We start from the raw sequence: 19,514 nt of genomic DNA, 5'->3' as shown, positions 1-19,514 counted from the left end.
CGGATTCATCATCATTACGAGGCAAGCACAATGACCCAAGCTTTAGCAGGAAAATACGCGCTGATCGTCGGCATGGCCAATGCCAATTCGATTGCTTATGGCGTTGCCAAAGCGCTTAAAGAACAAGGCGTTCAGCTGGCGATCACCTACCAGACCGAGCGCACCAAAGATTTTATCGCCCCGCTGCTCGAAGAGCTGGAGCCGGCCATTGTGCTCAAATGCAATGTGCAGGAAGAAGGCGATCTGGAAGCGGTCTTTGCGCAAATCCAGCAAAGCTGGGGGCGCCTTGATATTGGCGTACATTCGATTGCCTTTGCGCTGAAAGACGATTTGCATGGCCGCGTGGTCGATAGCTCGGCCGCCGGTTTTGCGCTAGCGATGGATGTCTCTTGTCATTCGTTCATTCGCATGGCCAAGCTGGCCGAACCCTTGATGAATCAGGGCGGCACGCTGCTGACGATGAGCTATCTGGGCGCGGAAAAAGTGGTGCAGAACTACGGCGTCATGGGCCCGGTGAAAGCCGCGCTGGAAGCCAGCGTACGCTACCTGGCCAATGAATTGGGTAGCAAAAAAATCCGCGTTCACGCCGTATCGCCCGGCCCGATTATGACCCGCGCCGCCAGCGGCATCCCGGAATTTAACGCCCTGCTCTCCCAGGCCTCGCAACATGCACCGATGCGCGAGCTGGTCGATATCGACGACGTGGGCGCAGCAGCGGCGTTTCTGTGTTCGGACGGCGCCAAGCGCCTAACTGGCTCGACCTTTTATGTCGACGGCGGCATGAATATCATCGCTTAAAAATTCGGCGGGGTACGCTGAGCGCAGCAAATGCGCCTTTCAGCGGATTGAGCGGATTCACGATGTAATTCGCTATTGCTCAGTGTGCCCTACGTGCAAAGCCAGTAAGGATAACTTCATCATGAGCGTCGAAAACCTGCTTTTTGCCGATCTGCAGATTGGCCAGCAATACCACCGCCAACATCTGGTACGCCGTAGCGATATTGACATGCTGGGTATGATGGCAGGAAAGAGAGACAGCGAGGGTTTGGTGAGCGTACCTGCCATAGGTATATTTTTATTTCTCACCGCCACCGCCATCAACTCCTTTCCTGGCCCCGGCTCCTTGATTGAAGATCACCAGCTGCAAGCCCATGGCTGGATTAGTGAAGACGATATCCTATCGCTCACGCTCACCGTGAGCAGCAAGGACGAAGCACGTAAGCTGGTGATTCTGGATGCCCACTGCGAAAACCAGCATGGGGAACAATTGTGCAGCGGACCGATTCATGTGCTTGCCCCCACGACAAGCCAGCGCAGCGAATACGCCGAAGCGCCGCAATTTACGCTACGCGCGCACCATGTTTTTGCCAATTTGCGCGCCAAGACCGATCTGCTGCCCGCGATCCCGACGGCCGTGGTGCACCCTTGTGATCGAGACTCACTACTGAGCGCCATGCTGGCAGCGCAAGAAAAGCTGATTATTCCAATTCTGGTGGGCCCCGAAGCCAAAATCCGCGCAGTCGCTGCCGCCGAGGGCATTTCGCTGCTTGGCATTCGCATCGTCGGCGCTGAACACAGCCATAATTCGGCGCAAAAAGCGGTTGAACTCTGCCGCACTGGCGAGGCGCAAGCGCTAATGAAAGGCAGTCTGCACACCGATGAAATGATGTCCGAAGTAATGTGCTCGGCCACTGGCCTGCGCACGGCGCGGCGTATCAGCCATGTATTTGTAATGGACGTGCCCGCCTACGAGCGTGCGCTGTTAGTCACCGATGCGGCCATCAATATCGCGCCTGGGCTGGCTGCGAAAGCGGACATCACACAGAACGCCATCGATCTGGCACATATTCTGGGCATTGCCTGCCCGAAAGTGGCGCTTTTATCCGCAGTGGAAACCGTCACCGACAAAATGCCGTCGACGATGGACGCCGCACTGTTATGCAAAATGGCCGATCGTGGGCAAATCCACGGTGCGATTCTGGATGGCCCGCTGGCCTTTGATAATGCGATCTCGATGGCCGCCGCCAAAACCAAAAAGATCAACTCGCCCGTGGCTGGGCAAGCCGATATTCTGGTCGTTCCCGATATCGAATCGGGCAATATGCTGGCCAAACAAATGAGCTACTTTGCCGCCGCCGATTCGGCCGGGATTGTGCTCGGCGCACGCGTGCCGATTGTGCTGACCAGCCGTGCCGACGACGTCAAAACCCGTCTCGCCTCGGCTGCAGTCATGGTGCTGGTTGCGCACGCCATGCGCTGATTATTGCTTGAAAATCAATAAACAAAGCCTCGCAATAGCGAGGCTTTTCATTTACGCAGATCAGTGAGTGGCATCAACCAGTGTTTATGCAGGGTGGCATTTATAGAGGCCGTTTAGGTACCCAAACCACCGCATCACCCGACAAAACCAGTACATCACGCACCCAGCATTCGGTCACCAACTTGACGCGTTGCTTGTCGGCAAACAGCTCGACAATCCGCGCTCGCGCGCTCACGGTATCGCCAATATGCACCGGATGCACAAAGCGGATATTTTGCGCCATATAAATACAGCCAGGGCCGGGCAAATGCATGCCGATCACCGTCGATAAAAAACTGGCGGTCAGCATCCCGTGCACAATGCGCTCACCAAAACGGGTTTGCTGCGCAAATTCGGCATCAATATGCATCGGGTTATTATCGCCAGTCAAACCGGCAAACAGAACGACATCGGTTTCAGTGAGGGTTTTGCGATATTCCGCGGTTTGGTCAACTTTCAGATCTTCAAAATAAAACGACATGCTGGTCTCCTGATGAATGACTGCAGTACATTTCAAAAATTCAAACTAAAATCGCGGCGGCGATCAGTTGATAAACCAGCATAACATGCTGCACCGCACAAACCCAGAAACAAATTCACACTAGCCGGTGAACTGGTAGGTATATACCTGCAGATCAGAGCCAACCTATCCTGCAGCCACATACTCGCCCACACCAGCCATTGCACTTGCACATTTCGCGGACAGCAAAAAGCCCAGCTCTTTCGAACTGGGCTTCTGGCTTTCTTAGGGTAGTCTGGCAATGACCTACTTTCACACGGGCAATCCGCACTATCATCGGCGCTGAGGCGTTTCACTGTCCTGTTCGGGATGGGAAGGAGTGGGACCACCTCGCTATGGTCACCAGACAAAACTGGGTGAGTCGCTGTTTTTTCAAACAACTACTCGAAATCAATAGAAGAAGTAATCTTTCATCAGTCGCATTCGCATGCTTCCGGTTCATCTCTTTATTCAACAATTCGCAATCGGGTCGATTGCACCTTCATCGCATAACGCGTCTCAGGTTATAGGATCAAGCCTCACGGGCAATTAGTATCGGTTAGCTTAACGCATTACTGCGCTTCCACACCCGACCTATCAACGTCCTGGTCTCGAACGATCCTTTAGAGGTCTTAAAGACCTAGGGAAGTCTCATCTTGAGGCTAGTTTCGCGCTTAGATGCTTTCAGCGCTTATCTATTCCCGACTTAGCTACCCGGCAATGCCACTGGCGTGACAACCGGTACACCAGAGGTCAGTCCACTCCGGTCCTCTCGTACTAGGAGCAGCCCCCCTCAAACTTCCAACGCCCACTGCAGATAGGGACCAAACTGTCTCACGACGTTTTGAACCCAGCTCACGTACCACTTTAAATGGCGAACAGCCATACCCTTGGGACCGGCTACAGCCCCAGGATGTGATGAGCCGACATCGAGGTGCCAAACTCCGCCGTCGATGTGAACTCTTGGGCGGAATCAGCCTGTTATCCCCGGAGTACCTTTTATCCGTTGAGCGATGGCCCTTCCATTCAGAACCACCGGATCACTATGTCCTGCTTTCGCACCTGCTCGACTTGTCGGTCTCGCAGTTAAGCCGCCTTTTGCCATTACACTATCAGTACGATGTCCGACCGTACCTAGGCGACCTTCGAGCTCCTCCGTTACAATTTGGGAGGAGACCGCCCCAGTCAAACTGCCTACCATGCACGGTCCCCGATCCGGATAACGGACCAAGGTTAGAACCTCAAAGGGGTCAGGGTGGTATTTCAAGGACGGCTCCACTGAAACTAGCGTTCCAGCTTCAAAGCCTCCCACCTATCCTACACAAACCACTTCAAAGTCCAATGCAAAGCTACAGTAAAGGTTCACGGGGTCTTTCCGTCTAGCAGCGGGGAGATTGCATCTTCACAAACACTTCAACTTCGCTGAGTCTCGGGAGGAGACAGTAGGGCCATCGTTACGCCATTCGTGCGGGTCGGAACTTACCCGACAAGGAATTTCGCTACCTTAGGACCGTTATAGTTACGGCCGCCGTTTACTGGGACTTCAATCAAGAGCTTGCACCCCATCATTTAATCTTCCAGCACCGGGCAGGCGTCACACCGTATACATCCACTTTCGTGTTAGCACAGTGCTGTGTTTTTGATAAACAGTCGCAGCCCTCATTTCTCTGCGGCCTCATTTAGCTCCGGTTGTACACCTTCACTGACTAGAGGCACACCTTCTCCCGAAGTTACGGTGTCAATTTGCCGAGTTCCTTCTCCCGAGTTCTCTCAAGCACCTTAGAATTCTCATCCTACCCACCTGTGTCGGTTTGCGGTACGGTTCGATATTAGCTGAAGCTTAGTGGCTTTTCTTGGAAGCAGGGTATCGCTCACTTCGTCTACAAGTAGACTCGTCATCATGCCTCAGCGTTAAAGCAGCCCGGATTTGCCTAAGCCACACGCCTACACACTTAAACCAACTCTTCCAACCGTTGGCTGAGGTAACCTTCTCCGTCCCCACATCGCACTAATACCAAGTACAGGAATATTAACCTGTTTCCCATCGACTACGCATTTCTGCCTCGCCTTAGGGGCCGACTCACCCTGCGCCGATGAACGTTGCGCAGGAAACCTGGGGTTTTCGGTGAGGGGGCTTTTCACCCCTTTATCGCTACTCATGTCAGCATTCGCACTTCTGATACCTCCAGCATCCTTCTCAAGACACCTTCACAGGCTTACAGAACGCTCCTCTACCATATGTACATCGTACATATCCGCGTCTTCGGTTATCAATTTGAGCCCCGTTACATCTTCCGCGCAGGACGACTCGACCAGTGAGCTATTACGCTTTCTTTAAATGATGGCTGCTTCTAAGCCAACATCCTGGCTGTCTATGCCTTCCCACCTCGTTTTCCACTTAATTGATCATTTGGGACCTTAGACGGCGGTCTGGGTTGTTTCCCTCTTGTCCCAGGACGTTAGCACCCCAGGACTGTCTCCCATGCTCGCACTTGACGGTATTCAGAGTTTGCCATGGTTTGGTAAGTCGCGATGACCCCCTAGCCATAACAGTGCTTTACCCCCGTCAGTGATACATGAGGCACTACCTAAATAGTTTTCGAGGAGAACCAGCTATTTCCAAGTTTGTTTAGCCTTTCACCCCTAGCCACAGCTCATCCCCTGACTTTGCAACGTCAGTGGGTTCGGACCTCCAGTGCGTGTTACCGCACCTTCATCCTGGCCATGGCTAGATCACTTGGTTTCGGGTCTACGCCCAGCAACTGTGCGCCCTATTCGGACTCGGTTTCCCTACGCCTCCCCTATTTGGTTAAGCTTGCTACTGAACGTAAGTCGCTGACCCATTATACAAAAGGTACGCAGTCACAGAACAAGTCTGCTCCCACTGTTTGTATGCATCCGGTTTCAGGTTCTATTTCACTCCCCTCCCGGGGTTCTTTTCGCCTTTCCCTCACGGTACTGGTTCACTATCGGTCGATGATGAGTATTTAGCCTTGGAGGATGGTCCCCCCATCTTCAAACAGGATTTCTCGTGTCCCGCCCTACTTCTCGTACGCTTAGTACCACAATTGTGTTTTCATATACGGGGCTATCACCCACTATGGCGGCACTTTCCATTGCCTTCTATTAACACGACTGCTATCACGTACAGGCTCTTCCCATTTCGCTCGCCACTACTTTGGGAATCTCGGTTGATTTCTTTTCCTGCGGTTACTTAGATGTTTCAGTTCACCGCGTTCGCTTCACATGACCTATGTATTCAGTCAAGGATGACCCAAAAGGGCCGGGTTTCCCCATTCGGAAATCGTGGGATCAAAGCACTTTGCCAGCTCCCCCACGCTTATCGCAGGCTATCACGTCCTTCGTCGCCTATCATCGCCAAGGCATCCACCAGATGCACTTATTCGCTTGATCCTATAACCTCAAACACGTTTTACCGTGATCTCGGTTTAGAGTATCGGTATTTACGACTTGTTGAATGATTTCTCAGGTCATTCAACGGCTAGTCTTTTGACTAGCAGATACAATCAACCCAATTTCATACTGTAAGGAGTGAGGCGTAAGGCGTGAGGCGTAAACCTCAAACCCAACTTCACTCCTACATTGTTTAATTAGGAGATATTACTTCTTCTATTTTGTTAAAGAACGATACAGCCAATTAAATCGCTGCTGATTTAAGAAATCAGAATTCAAACAACTAACGGTGTTAATTGCTTCAATTGTGATATCTCGTTTAAGCTAGTTTGGAACAGGTTTTACACCTTACTCTTCACGCCTAACACCTCACAGTTTGATTGGTGGAGGATGACGGGATCGAACCGACGACCCCCTGCTTGCAAAGCAGGTGCTCTCCCAACTGAGCTAATCCCCCAATCTGGCATTACTAAGCTGTTTCCACTGATGAATCAATGGTGGGTCAAGCTGGAATCGAACCAGCGACCCCCGCCTTATCAAGACGGTGCTCTAACCGACTGAGCTACTGACCCAGCTTCCAACCAAGTCCGTAACCCAACAATGAATTGCTTCATTGCTCAGCTACTTTCTCTGTATCTTCAAAATCTACAGCCGATGAGTGTGAGTACTTGACCCGCAGGTCTTTCTCTTGAAAGGAGGTGATCCAGCCGCAGGTTCCCCTACGGCTACCTTGTTACGACTTCACCCCAGTCATGAATCCCACCGTGGTAAGCGGCCTCCTTGCGGTTAGCCTACCTACTTCTGGTGAAACCCACTCCCATGGTGTGACGGGCGGTGTGTACAAGGCCCGGGAACGTATTCACCGCGACATGCTGATCCGCGATTACTAGCGATTCCGACTTCATGCACTCGAGTTGCAGAGTGCAATCCGGACTACGATCGGTTTTGTGAGATTGGCACCCCCTCGCGGGTTAGCGACCCTCTGTACCGACCATTGTATGACGTGTGAAGCCCTGGTCATAAGGGCCATGAGGACTTGACGTCATCCCCACCTTCCTCCGGTTTGTCACCGGCAGTCCCACTAAAGTGCTCAACTGAATGGTAGCAACTAGTGGCAAGGGTTGCGCTCGTTGCGGGACTTAACCCAACATCTCACGACACGAGCTGACGACAGCCATGCAGCACCTGTGTTACGGTTCCCGAAGGCACTCCTCGATCTCTCAAGGATTCCGTACATGTCAAGACCAGGTAAGGTTTTTCGCGTTGCATCGAATTAATCCACATCATCCACCGCTTGTGCGGGCCCCCGTCAATTCCTTTGAGTTTTAGTCTTGCGACCGTACTCCCCAGGCGGTCAACTTCACGCGTTAGCTGCGTTACTAAGCTCCGAAAAGCCCAACAACTAGTTGACATCGTTTAGGGCGTGGACTACCAGGGTATCTAATCCTGTTTGCTCCCCACGCTTTCGTGCATGAGTGTCAGTATCAGCCCAGGGGGTTGCCTTCGCCATCGGTGTTCCTCCACATCTCTACGCATTTCACTGCTACACGTGGAATTCCACCCCCCTCTGCCGTACTCTAGTTAGCCAGTTCACAATGCAATTCCCAAGTTGAGCTCGGGGATTTCACATCGTGCTTAACAAACCACCTGCGCACGCTTTACGCCCAGTAATTCCGATTAACGCTTGGACCCTACGTATTACCGCGGCTGCTGGCACGTAGTTAGCCGGTCCTTATTCTTCAGGTACTCTCATCCCCGGTGGGTATTAGCCACAAGGATTTGCTCCCTGACAAAAGCGCTTTACAACCCGAAGGCCTTCTTCACGCACGCGGCATTGCTGGATCAGGCTTGCGCCCATTGTCCAAGATTCCCCACTGCTGCCTCCCGTAGGAGTCTGGACCGTGTCTCAGTTCCAGTGTGGCGGATCGTCCTCTAAGACCCGCTACTGATCGTCGCCTTGGTGAGCCTTTACCTCACCAACTAGCTAATCAGCCATCGGCCGCTCCAATAACAAGAGGTCTTGCGATCCCCCTCTTTCCCCCGTAGGGCGTATGCGGTATTAGCTATCCTTTCGGATAGTTATCCCCCATTACTGGGTACGTTCCGATGTATTACTCACCCGTTCGCCACTCGCCACCAGACCGAAGTCCGTGCTGCCGTTCGACTTGCATGTGTAAAGCATGCCGCCAGCGTTCAATCTGAGCCAGGATCAAACTCTTTCGTTTAATCTCTAAGCTAAATGTACTACTTGGCTTGTACTTCAATACTCAAAGAAACTGCGAGATAAATTCCGAAGAATTTGTCTTTCAATTTTCTTTTCAATTGAGTGCAAGCACTTGATTTGACTTACGAATCAAGCACTCACACTCATCGGCTGTAATTTGTTAAAGATCGGGCTGAACAACCAGAGAAACGACTACTTCGTTTCGCTGCGTCATCAGCAGAGAGGCCGAACTATACCCACGCCCCTAGAAGTCGTCAACACCTATCGGCGAAGAAAATCCAACAAAGGTGCTAAGTGATTGATCGGAAAGGAAACGAAAATCGAATTATTTTGGCAAAAAGCGCAGAAACACAAACAACAGCACCAGCGAAATGCTCAGCAAAACTCGCAAAAACTCAGAAAAACAGAGCAAAATCGCAGGCAATAAGAAGAAACAATCTGAATCGAACGCTCACACCGAGCAAAACCAGACCTGAAAAGCACTCAGCCCGCTGGCTTACATCCAAAAGATCAATTGAGTTCGGTTTGATCGGATTTTTAGCTAAAGCGCATTGATAGATCAATGGCCTGAATGTCTTTGGTGAGTTTACCTACCGAGATGCGATCAACGCCAGTTTCGGCAATGGCACGGATGGTTGTTAAATCAACACCGCCTGAGGCTTCCAATACTGCCCGCCCCTGCGCCATCTGCACTGCGGTGCGCATATCGGCCAGGCTCATATTATCGAGTAATACCGATACCGCTCCGCCATCAAGCGCTTGCTGAAGCTCGGACAGGTTTTCAACTTCGATCTGAATCGTAACGTGCTTGGGCGCGATTTGCTGGGCGGTGGCCAGTGCATCGGCAATACTGCCCGCAGCAGCGATATGATTTTCTTTAATTAAGATACCGTCGTATAAGGCCATACGCTGATTAGCGCCACCACCAACAGTGACGGCGTATTTTTGTGCGCGACGCAGGCCGGGGATGGTTTTGCGCGTGTCGTGAACTACGGCCTTGGTACCCGCGACCACCTCGGCGTAGCGACGAGTTTCCGTTGCGACAGCCGATAAAGTCTGGATGAAATTGAGGATGCTGCGCTCGGCAGTTAATAGAGAGCGGGCATTGCCCTGCAGAACACATAGCAATTGATCCGCAGCGACATACTCTCCCTCAGTAATTTTCCAATCGACTTGAATGCTGGCATCAACCTGGCGAATCACTTCATTAGCCCAAGGCAGGCCACAAATGACGGCGGCTTCACGCACGATAATCCGCGCCGTGGCTTGCTGATCAGCCGGGATTAGCTGGGCGGTCCAATCGCATTCACCGATGTCTTCGGCCAGCGCAGTGGCAACATTGGCTGCGATCAGGTGCTGAGGGGGTAAGTTAATCATTTATTCGACGGTATAGTTTGGAAATGGAAGCGGCGCGATGGCGGCCGCGAGTTCTTGTTCAATTCGGCGTAAAGCCTGCGCTTCATCGGCCTCGATCCGCAGCGTCAGCACCGGCGTAGTATTGGATGCGCGGATCAGCCCAAAACCATCGGCGTATTCTATGCGCAGACCATCGACAAAGCTAATCGCCGTTGCGCTGGGAAATTGCGCTTTGGCCGCGATATCTTTGACTAATAAATGCCCTGCGCCCGACAGCGGAATTTGTAACTCATGCGTGGCGAGGCATTGCGGCAGCCGCGCCAGCTCGGCATCCAGATCCAGCCCTACGCTGACTGCAGCTAATAATCGTGCTGCGGCATACAAGGCGTCATCCACATCCCAACCGGCAAAGGCAAAATGCCCTGATAGCTCACCGGCCAGCAAGGCTTTGCTTTGCTTGAGCTTGCGCTTCATGTGCGAATGCCCGGTAGGGATTGCTTCCGAAGTGCCACCAAGCTGCTTGACCCATTGCGCGACCGAGCGGCTGGATTTCACATCGTATAAAACATGGCCACTGCGTTGTGCCAAGACCATGCTGGCGAAAATCATCAGCAAACGATCACCGGGAATCATCTGCCCAGTACGTGTCACGACGCCGAGGCGATCGCCATCGCCATCAAAGGCAATACCCAGATCGGCCCCCTGCTCCAGCACGGTGGCGCGCAGCTCGCGCAGATTTTCGACCACTTGCGGATCAGGATGATGATTAGGGAAATGACCGTCGACTTCGCAATACAATTCGGTGACTTCGCAACCGAGCGCACGAAATAATTGCGGCGCCACCGCACCCGGAGCACCGTTGCCACAATCGATCACCAGTTTGAGCGGTTGGGTAATTTGAACATCCCGTTTGAGAGCCGCCAGATAATCGGCAAACACATCGATTTCGCTGGCCGTACCACCTGCCACCACGGGTAATTGGTCGGCTTCGATCTGCTCGCGCAAAGCTTGCAACGCCGCACCGTCAATCGTTTCACCACCCAGCACCAGCTTGATGCCATTGTATTCCGGCGGGTTGTGACTGCCGGTAATCATAATGCCCGAAGCGTCGGCATGATGTTTGGCTGCGAAGTATAGCAATGGAGTACAGGCCATACCTAGTCTGCAGACCAATACCCCAGCTTCAAGCAGACCACGTTGCATCGCATCCATCAGCTCTGGCGTGGATAGGCGGCCATCGCCAGCTAGCGCAATGCTGCGGATATGACGCGCCAGCGCTTGTGCGCCCACGGCACGTCCAACCCAGTAGGCAACTTCTGGCGTTAGCAGCGAAACAGGGCCACGCACATCGTAGGCTTTGAAAATTGCAGCAGGAATACGGCTCATTTATCTCACCAAAGGCAGGTGGTATTGGAAAAACTTCAAAATGGTTTCGGGCAGCCAGCTCAAACGGCCAGGCGGTGGGCCTGATAAAAATCCGACATGCCCGCCGTCACGTGGCTGGAGCAGATGCACGGCTTCAGAGACATCGTGTACCGTTGGCAAGCTGTGCGCGGGCATAAGTGGATCATTCAAGGCATTGATCAGCAAAGTCGGAACGGCAATTTGCTTCAGCACGCTTTTACTGCTGGCCCGCGACCAATAATCTTCGACCCCAAAAAAGCCATGCAAAGGCGCGGTAACCAGATCGTCAAACTCTCGTAGCGTCCGCACCTGCTTCACCTGCTGCCAGTCAATAAACGGGTTTTCCGATAATTTGAGCTTGTACTGGGCTTTCTTGCGCATCGTGCCCAGAAACTCCCGGGTGTATAAATGCCGGTTGATGCCCTTATCCAGTGCATTACCGCAAGCGGCCAAATCCATCGGCGCAGACACGGCCGCAGCGGCATAAATAACATCGTTCGCAGTATCGCCCTGCTCGCCCAACCATTTCAATAAGGCATTGCCGCCCAGCGAATAGCCCACGGCAAACAAAGGCGTCTCGGGGAAATTTTTCTTCAGACGGCGCAAAATCCAGTCGACTTCGGCCGAATCGCCGGCGTGATAACTGCGCGGCAAGCGGTTAGGCACATTTCCGCAGGTGCGAAAATGCGGGACGATGCCACGCCAGCCCCGCCGATACGCCTGATGAAACAAGGAAACGGCGTAATGGCTGCGCGAACTACCTTCCAGCCCATGAAACAGCACAATCAGCGGCGTTCCGGCACGGCCATCGGTCCAGTCAACCCCAATGGCATCCAGATCAGGCGTAATCCAGTGCTCGCGTTTGTAAATGATGGGGCGCTGCCACAGCAAGGTGGCAGGATAAACCGTCTGGGCATGCCCACCGGGTAGCCAGGCTGAGGGACGATAGATAGGAAGGTCTAAATGCTTTTCGCGTGCCATGACGAAAGTGTGGCTGAATCCGCCGTGACTATCCAGCAAAATAATACAGCCCTGTGCAGTGCTGTTGATATTGGCTTGCCAAGATTGGCAAGCCGAGCCATCGCGGCTGCGATGGCTCGGGAAGAATACGTCAACGATTTACAGCAAAGACCCGGCGATCTGTTCGGCACGATCGCCAACGATCAGATGCACCACACCGTCGGCCAAAGGCGCCACCGCTTCAATACCCTGTGTTTTCAGTGCAGCCAGATCGAGCAGTTTGGCGTCTGCCAGCTCAACCCGAACCCGTGTTGCTGCCATTGGCACGGCGCTGCGGATATTGGCTGCGCCGCCCAAAGCCGTCTGCAGCGCCGGATTGATGGCAGTCTTGCTGGCAACTGCAAACTGGGCAACTGGGGTATTGCCCGCTACATTAAGCTGAATGCCGCCTTGCTTGATATACATCTCCATATCGGTTTTCAGATTTTCCGAGCGGGTGCCAAAAATGGCCTGCATATTGTTGCCCACCTGCATCACGCCTGCTGCGCCAAGGGCTTTGAGCTTGGGCTGATCGACTTTAGCCACATCCTGCACCGAAATCCGCAAACGGGTGATACATGCGTCCAGTGATTTGATATTGCTGGCACCACCAAAAGCCAGCACCAGATCTTCCGCCATACCGCCAGCACTGTGGCTGACCACATTTTCTGCCGTTTCGTCTTCGCGGCCTGGCGTTTTCAGATTCCATTTCACGATGACAAAGCGGAATACGCTGTAATAAATCGCGGCGTAGATCGGGCCGATGATCAGTACATACCACCAGTTTTGTGCGTACTTGCCGAAGGCATTGAACATCAGGAAGTCGATGCCGCCTTGCGAGAAGGTAAAGCCCATATGCATATCCAGCGTGTTGGCGATAAATTGCCCGCTGGCCGCCAGAAAGGCGTGGATCACGTACAGCACCGGCGCCACGAACATAAAGGCAAATTCGATGGGCTCGGTAATCCCGGTCAAAAATGAAGTCAGCGCCGCCGACACCATAATCCCGCCGACCATGACTTTTTTCTCAGGTTTGGCGGTATGCCAGATGGCAAAGGCCGCCGCTGGCAAACCGAACATTTTAAAGAAGAAGGCACCAGCCAAAATCCCGGCAGTTGGGTCGCCAGCAAAGAAACGGGCAATATCGCCATGCACTACCTTGCCAGCCGCGTTGCTAAAGCTGCCGATTTCAAAGAAGAACGGCACGTTCCAGATGTGGTGCAGACCAAATGGGATCAGCAGACGCTCGATAAAACCATAAACGGTAGCCGCCATACGCGGATCAGAATGCGCGGCCCATTGTGAGAAGCTGTTGATCGCGCCCTGGATCGAAGGCCAGATCACCGACATGATCACGCCCACGAAAATCGCGGCAATCCCGGTCACAATCGGCACAAAACGTTTACCGGCAAAGAAGCCCAGATACGGCGGCAGCTCGATGCGGTAATACTTGTTGAACAGCGTTGCGGCCACGCCACCGATGATGATCCCGCCAAATACACCGGTCTCCATCGATTTCATGCCCATCACGGTAGCGGGCTCGACACCCATCACTGGTGCCATCACGCCCATGGTGGCGAGCAGCACAACAAACCCCACCGAAGCGGCAATCGCAGCGACACCATCATTCTCGGTCAGACCCAGCGCAACGCCGATGGCAAAAATCAGCGGCAGATGGCCAAAAATGGCCCCGCCACCGGCTTCCATCAGCTGCGACACCACGGTCGGCAGGAAGGAAAAATGTGAAGCACCAATCCCTAGTAACAAACCCGCAACCGGCAAAACGGCCACGGGCAGCATCAAGGCTTTCCCGATTTTTTGCAGTACTGCAAACGCGTTTTTAAACATCGACTTTCTCCTGTTTTCTCAGTCAGGCTGGGTGCGCTGACCATAAAACTTGAATATTTCGATTGATTATTCTTGGGTATAACTACGCGAGCAATACATTAAAAGACCTACATATAAATACTAGTAGGGGGTATTTATTGATCCAGATCAAAAAACCCACCGTGAAGGTGGGTTGGATGGACGGAACACGCCATTGGCCTGACGCCTATCCCTGCAAAAACGCGGATTATCGATCCAGTCGCAGGGCTTGGCTCATTCAGACCGCTTACGCGCCAATAATCAGGTGAAAGACTTGCGCATTAATTGGTGCAATGGCCAAGACTCCGGCTTGTTTCAACGCTGATTCATTCAAGCGGCTGCCATCTTGCAGGCTGACGCGAACTCGCGTGGCGGCAATCGCTTCGGCCTGCTGGACATTTTGCTCGCCACCCAGGCCAGCCAACCAGCTGTCTTTTAAAACTGACTTAGGTTTTGCACTGACTTTGGCCGCTGGAGCCGCAGCTTGAGAAATAGCCGCCGGAGCGGCTTGAGGCGTTTTACGGGTGAGTTTCATACCAATCACGCCCAGTAGCAGGCCGACGATAAAACTGATGAAGATTGCCATGGTGGTTTTTTCCTTCCAATTACGGGGTCAAAGTGTTCGTGCTCGGCACGAACACTTTCGCCTTGCACTTAATCCAGCAGTTGAGACAAACGTGCCCGCACTTCAGCTGCGGTGCCCAATTGCAACACCTCGGCAGCCAGTTTTTGGCACTGGGCTTTATCGAGCGTACGAACCAGCGCTTTGATTGCCGGAATAGCGGGCACGCTCGCCGACAATTCATCGACACCAATCCCCAGCAACAGCGGAATTGCCATCGGGTCAGAGGCAATACCGCCGCAGACGCCGACCCACTTGCCGTGTTTATGCGCGCCTTGCACGGTCATATTGATCAGATTCAACACGCCTGGATGCATCGCATCGGCTTGCTTGGCCAGTTTGGGGTGGCCACGGTCCATCGCCAGCGTGTACTGGGTCAGATCGTTCGTGCCGATCGAGAAGAAATCCACTTCACGGGCAAATTGCTCGGCCATCACGGCGGTGGCAGGTACTTCGACCATGATGCCGACTTGCACTTGCTGGGTAATGCCCAGCGCGGCTTTTTCTTCGGCCACGATGCGTTTCACTTCGCGCACTTCTTCCAGGCTGGTGATCATCGGGAACATGATTGCCAGTTTCGAGAATGGGGCTGAACGAAGAACGGCACGAACTTGGGTATGCAAGAGCTCAGGCTCGGCCAGACACAAGCGCACCCCGCGCACACCGAGGAATGGATTTTCTTCGGCTGGCATTGGCAAGTATGGCAGTGGTTTATCGCCACCCACGTCCAGCGTGCGCACTACAAAAGTCTTCTCGGTGCCTAGCGCTTTGGCGATGTCGATGTAGATCTGGCTTTGCTCTTCTTCCGAAGGTGCGTCAGTGCGCTCCAGATACAGGAACTCGCTGCGTAGCAGACCCACACCCTCGCTGCCCAGCTTCACGCCTTGCTTGGCGTCTTCCAGACCACCAATATTAGCGACTACCTCAACGTGCACACCATCTTTGGTCACCGCGGGTTGAAAAGCAGCGGCCAACTCGGCTGCGCGCTTGCTTGCTTGAGCCGCCTGTTTTTCACGAATAGCAGACACTTCGGCTTCAGACGGATTTTTGCGCAGTGTGCCACGCGTACCATCCAGAATGACGGGGGTGCCATTAGCCAACTGCATCACATCTTCGTCAATCCCACAGATTGCCGGGATATTCAGTGAGCGCGCCAGAATAGCGACGTGGCTGGTCGCACCACCACCGGTGGTGCAAAAACCAAGGACTTTGGTACGATCCAGACTGGCGGTGTCGGACGGGCTTAATTCTTCGGCGATCAGAATGGCGTTTTCAGGCACCACCATCGCAGCTTCTTCAACACCAGCAATCAGGCGTAAAACGCGGCGACCGACATCACGAATATCATTGGCGCGACCGGCCAGGACTTCATTTTTCAGGCTGGCCAGTTTTTCGGCATAGGTATTGAAGGCCACTTTCCACGCAAATGCCGCGCTTTTATCTTTGCCAATGTGTGCAATGGCAATGGCAAGCAAGTCGGGATCTTCCAGCAACTCCTGATGTGCGGCAAAAATTTCGGCTTTGCTGGCATCCGAAATCTCGGCTTTCAGGTTTTCCAATTGCTGATGGGCATCTTTCAGGGCTTTATCCAGACGGCGTTTTTCCACCTGCTGGCCTTCACCCTGCTCAACAACCGAGATTTCTTCCTGCTTGACGTGAAATACATGACCAACAGCCAGACCTGGTGAGGCAGAAACGCCGCTGAGCACATTGGGATCGCTCGATTTTGGCTGTGGCTTGGCTGTTTTAATATTCAATGGCGCGGGCTTAGTTTTAGCAACCGGACCGCCAACGTCTTCACCACAACCGGTTTGAATCAGTTCTGAAATCGCTTTAACGGCAGCCGCAGCATCCGGGCCAGCTGCACGCACGCGAATTTCATCATTGTGCTGCACTTCGAGCCCCATGATGGCGACCACGGATTTGGCATTCGCTTCTTCGCCAGCACGTACCAGTTTGATATCGGATTGGTAGGTTTTGGCTGCGTTGGCCAAGACTGCTGATGGACGAGCGTGCAAACCGGTGTGATTCGGCACTTTAATCGGATCGGAATACGCTTCGCTGGCTGTGCCGACGTTGGCAACCGCACTGGTAGCACCGGCCGCCAACTGCAAGGTCAAGGCGGTTTGCTGTCCTGCAGCCACAAGCCCCGTCGCCGGCATAAATTGGGCAACCTGGTCGCTATTGGTAATCACAATCTGGGTTAACAGCGAAACCGCTTTGCGCGCCACCAGATCCATATCGAATTCAATCAAGGGCTGGCCGACATCAACGATGTCACCTTCTTTGACTTTGGCATTGAAACCGTGACCTTTGAGCATGACGGTATCCAGACCAATATGCATCAGCACTTCAATACCGCTGGGGGCCGTGATGGTGACCGCGTGTTTGGAAGAATGCAGCTGTGTGACTTTACCCGTTAAAGGTGCCAGCAAAATATTGCTGGTTGGATCAATCGAGATCCCGTCGCCAACCATTTTTTGCGCAAATACGGGATCTGGTACTTTTTCCAATGGCACCATCACCCCAGATAAGGGAGCTTTCAATTCAATCCGGGTTGCAGGATTCGACATAAATACCTCATTTTTTGTTCGGTCTCTGACTTAAACAGCCGTTTGCTTAAAAGCCAGTTTAAAGCGGTATACCATCAGCATGAAGTAAATAATTGGCTTAATTGCCAGCCAATAATTACTCCGATAGGCCGAAAGTTTTCTAACAAGCAGTGTGCTGCCAGTAATGGGATAAAAACTTGTTTCTGGTCAGATTTAGCGGAATTGGTTCTATTTGAATTACGTAAAATTACAATTCATCATTATTAATTACACAGCCTGCAACAAACAAAAAGGGCAGCAAGCTGCCCTTTACGGTTGGTCTTACTACTTCTCGCCACAACCACTACTGATAATTTGTGTAACCGCAGCAATAGCAGCCTGTGCATCAGGGCCATCGGCTTTAATTTGAATTTGATCACCCAGGCTGACATCCAGCCCCATCACTGAAACCACCGATTTGGCATTGGCTTCGATAGATTTGAACATCAATTTAATGTCTGATTGAAATTGTTTTGCAACATTGACAACATTTGCCGCAGGACGTGCATGCAGACCTGTTGCATTCACAATCTTCACAGGGGTCGATACGATAGCAGCCATTTTAACCTCAATGGTGAATTAGCAATATGTCAGCCAGTGATAGCTGAACATGAAATCATCCACCCATGATAGCGAATATTCTGTGTAATGTACCTGCGGAATAACCAGTATTCGCCAGCAGCATTCAATACCGAGCAGCTCGACAATAACTACTTTCGGTCTGTACCGCATCCAAACGCAAATCCCACGGTTCAAGCGGCAGCTGCACAAGGCATTGCGAGGAAAACGCCAGACCAATTAATTTGGGCTTACGCCATTGTCGGCGCAAACGGCGAAAGGCAAAAGTGGCATCATAATACCCACCACCTTGGCCTAATCTAGCCAATTGCGAGTCAAACCCTAGCAAAGGCACAAACACTGTATCGAGCTTTCGCGGTGAACATACTTCCGGATGAGAAGGCACAGGGATATTGTATGGCCCGATTTGCCATTGCGACAGGGAATTCAAGCGCACAAACTCAAGTTGACGGCCAAAACGGGGCGTTCGAGGCAAGTACACTTTGCAACCACGTTGCAATGCAGTGAAAATCAGCGGCCAGCTTGGAAACTCGCTCCCCACAGGCACATACAGGGCAATATTTTTTCCACGCAGCAAACGTTGCAGGACTGGTTTCGAACGGGTCACCGCCCAAGCAGCAGCTTGTCGCTGTGCTGGCAAAATCGCAGAGCGGATTTTGCGCAAACGGCTTCGGAGTTCAACTTTGGAAAGGTCTGGGGCTAAGGACATCATAGGTGGGGGCTTCCCGCGAGTGCCGTACCGACTCGCATCTTGAACCCAATGGTTCAAGTTGCCACCAGGTCGATGCCATCAGGTGCATTCGTCAACTGCCGAAACAGCGAGAGTGCTCACAACAGGCGTCGGGAGACCCGGCGGACATGCTATACAGCTTATCGGTTCAAAGAATCTGAGCCGTTACGAACACCGCAGGAAAGCAAGGGTGCGTTTGATGCTTAAAAGAGCTCGGTTTGCTCTTGTAATACCGCATCAATCGTTGAATTCATGCTGTCGATTCTACGCTGAAACGCGCCGATGTCAATTCCACCAGGCACCTTGGTCTGCAGGAACTCATGCGTCATGTTCAAAGCTGCCATGATCGCAATTTTTTCCAAACCAATCACTTTGCCGTTGCTGCGAATATCATGCATGCGCGTATCAAGTAGCTGCACAGCCTGCAAAAGCGTGGCTTCTTCATTTTCCGGACAAGCGACGCGAAACTCGCGCCCCATGATTGAAATATCCAATTGCTTGATCACTTCACTCACAGTATGTCCTCCGGCAATTTAGCCAAAATCGTAGCAACCCGCTCTTTGGTTCCTGCCAGTTTCTGGGTCAAGTGCTGATTTTCCTGCGTTGCTTGCAGTAAAGCCTGACGCAAATTGCGATTGTCATCTCGCAGATGGCGACAAAGATCAGCCAGTTGCTTCACTTTGTCCTCCAAATTACCCAATTCTGTATCCATAAGCATCATCCAATCACACAGTTTTAGGGAATATTAAGCCAATTTTGCTTCTATCTGCCATCGGTACCACTGGAAAACCGCACTTCAAAAATACTCTAATCAGGTATATCGATCTGGATCATACGCATCAATGCCCGGATGAATATACCCATAAAAAGCTAGAATCAAGCAGGTCTAAGGAATGCAAACCAGCCAGAGATCCCCTTACGATCAGGCGAT

At 52.5% G+C, this 19,514-nt stretch carries 13 protein-coding genes, 2 tRNA genes, 3 rRNA genes and 1 other RNA gene; 2 read left to right on the top strand and 17 right to left on the bottom strand.

Going from position 1 to position 19,514, the window contains the following annotated elements; all coding sequences use genetic code 11:
* Positions 1 to 30 precede the first annotated feature (30 nt).
* Positions 31 to 798, top strand: a complete 768-nt coding sequence (gene fabI, locus ABHF33_RS08630) for an enoyl-ACP reductase FabI (protein WP_348943591.1) — start codon at positions 31 to 33, stop codon at positions 796 to 798.
* A gap of 121 nt (positions 799 to 919) precedes the next feature.
* On the top strand, positions 920 to 2,260 hold the full coding sequence (locus ABHF33_RS08625) for a bifunctional enoyl-CoA hydratase/phosphate acetyltransferase (RefSeq protein ID WP_348943590.1): 1,341 nt from the start codon (positions 920 to 922) through the stop codon (positions 2,258 to 2,260).
* 100 nt (positions 2,261 to 2,360) lie between these two features.
* On the opposite strand, the gene ABHF33_RS08620 is transcribed toward ABHF33_RS08625, so the two are convergent.
* The 17 genes from ABHF33_RS08620 to ABHF33_RS08540 form a co-directional block, all read right to left on the bottom strand.
* Entirely contained in the window at positions 2,361 to 2,780 is a 420-nt protein-coding gene (locus tag ABHF33_RS08620) for a MaoC family dehydratase (protein WP_348943589.1), read from the bottom strand.
* Positions 2,781 to 3,052: 272 nt separating this feature from the next.
* Positions 3,053 to 3,166: ribosomal RNA gene (gene rrf, locus ABHF33_RS08615) — 5S ribosomal RNA — on the bottom strand.
* 160 nt (positions 3,167 to 3,326) lie between these two features.
* Positions 3,327 to 6,212, bottom strand: a 23S ribosomal RNA gene (locus ABHF33_RS08610).
* A gap of 381 nt (positions 6,213 to 6,593) precedes the next feature.
* Positions 6,594 to 6,669: transfer RNA gene (locus tag ABHF33_RS08605), tRNA-Ala, on the bottom strand.
* A 38-nt stretch (positions 6,670 to 6,707) separates the two neighbouring features.
* A tRNA-Ile gene (locus ABHF33_RS08600) sits at positions 6,708 to 6,784 on the bottom strand.
* Positions 6,785 to 6,903: 119 nt separating this feature from the next.
* Positions 6,904 to 8,437: ribosomal RNA gene (locus tag ABHF33_RS08595) — 16S ribosomal RNA — on the bottom strand.
* Together the 16S, 23S and 5S rRNA genes with 2 tRNA genes alongside form the textbook arrangement of a ribosomal RNA operon.
* 536 nt (positions 8,438 to 8,973) lie before the next feature.
* Positions 8,974 to 9,813 carry a carboxylating nicotinate-nucleotide diphosphorylase gene (gene nadC / locus ABHF33_RS08590; RefSeq protein WP_348943588.1) on the bottom strand — a complete coding sequence of 280 codons (840 nt, stop codon included), beginning with the start codon at positions 9,811 to 9,813 and terminating at the stop codon, positions 8,974 to 8,976.
* Positions 9,814 to 11,178 (bottom strand): phosphomannomutase/phosphoglucomutase, encoded by a 1,365-nt coding sequence (locus tag ABHF33_RS08585; protein WP_348946580.1) that lies wholly within the window; start codon positions 11,176 to 11,178, stop codon positions 9,814 to 9,816.
* Positions 11,179 to 12,177, bottom strand: coding sequence for a YheT family hydrolase (locus tag ABHF33_RS08580; RefSeq protein WP_348946579.1), 999 nt, complete (start codon positions 12,175 to 12,177; stop codon positions 11,179 to 11,181).
* Between the two features lie 138 nt (positions 12,178 to 12,315).
* Complete coding sequence (ptsG, locus tag ABHF33_RS08575; RefSeq protein WP_348946578.1) at positions 12,316 to 14,043, bottom strand: PTS glucose transporter subunit IIBC; 1,728 nt, start codon at positions 14,041 to 14,043, stop codon at positions 12,316 to 12,318.
* 265 nt (positions 14,044 to 14,308) lie between these two features.
* The gene (locus ABHF33_RS08570) at positions 14,309 to 14,647 is read right to left on the bottom strand and encodes a hypothetical protein (RefSeq protein ID WP_348946577.1); all 339 of its coding nucleotides are present in this window, start codon (positions 14,645 to 14,647) and stop codon (positions 14,309 to 14,311) included.
* A gap of 68 nt (positions 14,648 to 14,715) precedes the next feature.
* Entirely contained in the window at positions 14,716 to 17,256 is a 2,541-nt protein-coding gene (ptsP, locus tag ABHF33_RS08565) for a phosphoenolpyruvate--protein phosphotransferase (RefSeq protein ID WP_348946575.1), read from the bottom strand.
* Between the two features lie 303 nt (positions 17,257 to 17,559).
* Positions 17,560 to 17,835, bottom strand: a complete 276-nt coding sequence (locus ABHF33_RS08560) for an HPr family phosphocarrier protein (RefSeq protein WP_157670944.1) — start codon at positions 17,833 to 17,835, stop codon at positions 17,560 to 17,562.
* Between the two features lie 124 nt (positions 17,836 to 17,959).
* Entirely contained in the window at positions 17,960 to 18,565 is a 606-nt protein-coding gene (locus ABHF33_RS08555) for a 5-formyltetrahydrofolate cyclo-ligase (RefSeq protein ID WP_348946574.1), read from the bottom strand.
* 6 nt (positions 18,566 to 18,571) lie between these two features.
* Positions 18,572 to 18,769, bottom strand: a non-coding RNA gene (gene ssrS / locus ABHF33_RS08550) — 6S RNA.
* 17 nt (positions 18,770 to 18,786) lie between these two features.
* Complete coding sequence (locus ABHF33_RS08545) at positions 18,787 to 19,098, bottom strand: cell division protein ZapA (RefSeq protein WP_157670946.1); 312 nt, start codon at positions 19,096 to 19,098, stop codon at positions 18,787 to 18,789.
* Positions 19,095 to 19,295, bottom strand: a complete 201-nt coding sequence (locus ABHF33_RS08540) for a hypothetical protein (protein WP_348946573.1) — start codon at positions 19,293 to 19,295, stop codon at positions 19,095 to 19,097. The genes ABHF33_RS08545 and ABHF33_RS08540 overlap by 4 nt, the downstream gene beginning before the upstream one ends.
* Between the last annotated feature and the right edge of the window lie 219 nt (positions 19,296 to 19,514).

Source organism: Chitinibacter sp. FCG-7 (assembly GCF_040047665.1).
Lineage (GTDB): Bacteria > Pseudomonadota > Gammaproteobacteria > Burkholderiales > Chitinibacteraceae > Chitinibacter > Chitinibacter mangrovi.
This window is presented reverse-complemented; position numbering and strand designations above follow the sequence as displayed.

Coding starts and splice junctions, on each gene's coding strand:
- fabI (WP_348943591.1), top strand. CDS start 31: ATGACCCAAGCTTTAGCAGGAAAATACGCGCTGATCGTCGGCATGGCC.
- ABHF33_RS08625 (WP_348943590.1), top strand. CDS start 920: ATGAGCGTCGAAAACCTGCTTTTTGCCGATCTGCAGATTGGCCAGCAA.
- ABHF33_RS08620 (WP_348943589.1), bottom strand. CDS start 2,780: ATGTCGTTTTATTTTGAAGATCTGAAAGTTGACCAAACCGCGGAATAT.
- nadC (WP_348943588.1), bottom strand. CDS start 9,813: ATGATTAACTTACCCCCTCAGCACCTGATCGCAGCCAATGTTGCCACT.
- ABHF33_RS08585 (WP_348946580.1), bottom strand. CDS start 11,178: ATGAGCCGTATTCCTGCTGCAATTTTCAAAGCCTACGATGTGCGTGGC.
- ABHF33_RS08580 (WP_348946579.1), bottom strand. CDS start 12,177: ATGGCACGCGAAAAGCATTTAGACCTTCCTATCTATCGTCCCTCAGCC.
- ptsG (WP_348946578.1), bottom strand. CDS start 14,043: ATGTTTAAAAACGCGTTTGCAGTACTGCAAAAAATCGGGAAAGCCTTG.
- ABHF33_RS08570 (WP_348946577.1), bottom strand. CDS start 14,647: ATGGCAATCTTCATCAGTTTTATCGTCGGCCTGCTACTGGGCGTGATT.
- ptsP (WP_348946575.1), bottom strand. CDS start 17,256: ATGTCGAATCCTGCAACCCGGATTGAATTGAAAGCTCCCTTATCTGGG.
- ABHF33_RS08560 (WP_157670944.1), bottom strand. CDS start 17,835: ATGGCTGCTATCGTATCGACCCCTGTGAAGATTGTGAATGCAACAGGT.
- ABHF33_RS08555 (WP_348946574.1), bottom strand. CDS start 18,565: ATGATGTCCTTAGCCCCAGACCTTTCCAAAGTTGAACTCCGAAGCCGT.
- ABHF33_RS08540 (WP_348946573.1), bottom strand. CDS start 19,295: ATGGATACAGAATTGGGTAATTTGGAGGACAAAGTGAAGCAACTGGCT.